The following is a 1,326-nucleotide window of genomic DNA, read 5'->3' on the forward strand; positions in this document are numbered from 1 at the left end:
TGAACTGCCCCGGGTTTACCGGAGGGTAAAACCCTCAGAGGATACCCATCATGGTAGAGAAGAAAAAAGCATCGCCGTATTCGCCGGAATTTCGTGAACGTGCTGTCCGTATGTTGGAGGAGCATCAATCGGATTATGCCAGTGTTTCTGCGGCTTGTCGTGAGATTGCCGCCAAGCTTGGCTGCTCGGCGGATAGTCTGCGGGCCTGGGTGAGCCAGCATCGCAATGACCACGGCGCGCGCGCTGGGCCGACCAGCGCGGAGAAGGCGCGGATCAAGGAACTGGAGCGCGAGGTCCGTGAACTTCGCCAAGCCAATGAAATCCTGAAGAAGGCATCGGCATATTTTGCGCAGGCGGAGCTCGACCGCCCGTTCCGCAGATGATTGAATTTATTGAGGCGCAACGCGCCGATTACGGGGTCGAGCCGATCTGCAGCGCTTTGCCGATCGCCCAGTCAACCTACTACCAGCATGCAGCGGTGGCCAGAGAACCGGCCAAGGCGAGCGCGCGTGCGAAGAGGGATAACAAGCTGAAGGAGGATATTGCACGAATTTGGCAAGATAACCGCAATGTCTACGGCGCCCGCAAGGTCTGGCACGTCTTGAAGCGTGAAGGATGTAAAGTGGCGCGCTGCACCGTTGAACGTCTGATGCGTACGATGGGTTTGAAAGGTGTAATCCGGGGTAAGAACGTCATCACGACCAAGCAGGACACGTCTCGGCCGTGCCCCGACGACAAGGTCAACCGACAGTTTGTAGCCGAGGCGCCCAATCAACTCTGGGTGTCGGACTTCACTTATGTGCAGACCTGGAGTGGTACAGTTTATGTTGCTTTCATCATCGATGTTTTTGCCCGCAGGATCGTCGGGTGGAAGGTGTCCACATCTATGACGACCCAGTTCGTTCTCGACGCTCTCGAGCAGGCAATCTGGCAGAGAAAGCCATTTGGCAACAAAGCCTTGATCCATCATTCGGATCGCGGATCGCAATATCTGTCTATCAAATACACCGAACGCCTGGCGCAGGCGGCCATCAATGCCTCGGTCGGCACCGTCGGCGATAGCTACGATAATGCCATGGCCGAGACGATCAACGGCCTGTTCAAAGCCGAGGTCATCCACCGCCTCGGGCCTTGGAAATCTGCGACGCAGGTCGAATGGGAAACCCTCAAATGGGTCGATTGGTTCAACAATCGGCGCCTGCTCGCGCCCATCGGATACATTCCGCCAGCCGAGGCCGAACTGGCCTTCTATGCAAACCTCAAGAAACTCGATATCGCCGCCTGACATTTGAACCGCCCACCCTCCGGTAAACCCGGGGCAGTTCA

Annotated in this window: 1 protein-coding gene and 1 other annotated feature; the gene reads left to right on the plus strand. The window is 56.9% G+C overall.

Features of this window, described 5'->3' with window-relative positions; all coding sequences use genetic code 11:
- Positions 1–50: 50 nt before the first annotated feature.
- A protein-coding gene (locus FHS79_RS18475; RefSeq protein WP_184203317.1) for an IS3 family transposase occupies positions 51–1,285 on the plus strand; the annotation gives its coding sequence in 2 pieces (ribosomal slippage) (positions 51–345 and positions 345–1,285; 1,236 coding nt in all).
- Positions 338–454: a sequence feature (AL1L pseudoknot), on the plus strand. (Overlaps the previous gene by 117 nt.)
- Positions 1,286–1,326 lie beyond the last annotated feature (41 nt).

This window comes from Polymorphobacter multimanifer (assembly GCF_014205635.1).
Classification (GTDB): domain Bacteria; phylum Pseudomonadota; class Alphaproteobacteria; order Sphingomonadales; family Sphingomonadaceae; genus Sandarakinorhabdus; species Sandarakinorhabdus multimanifer.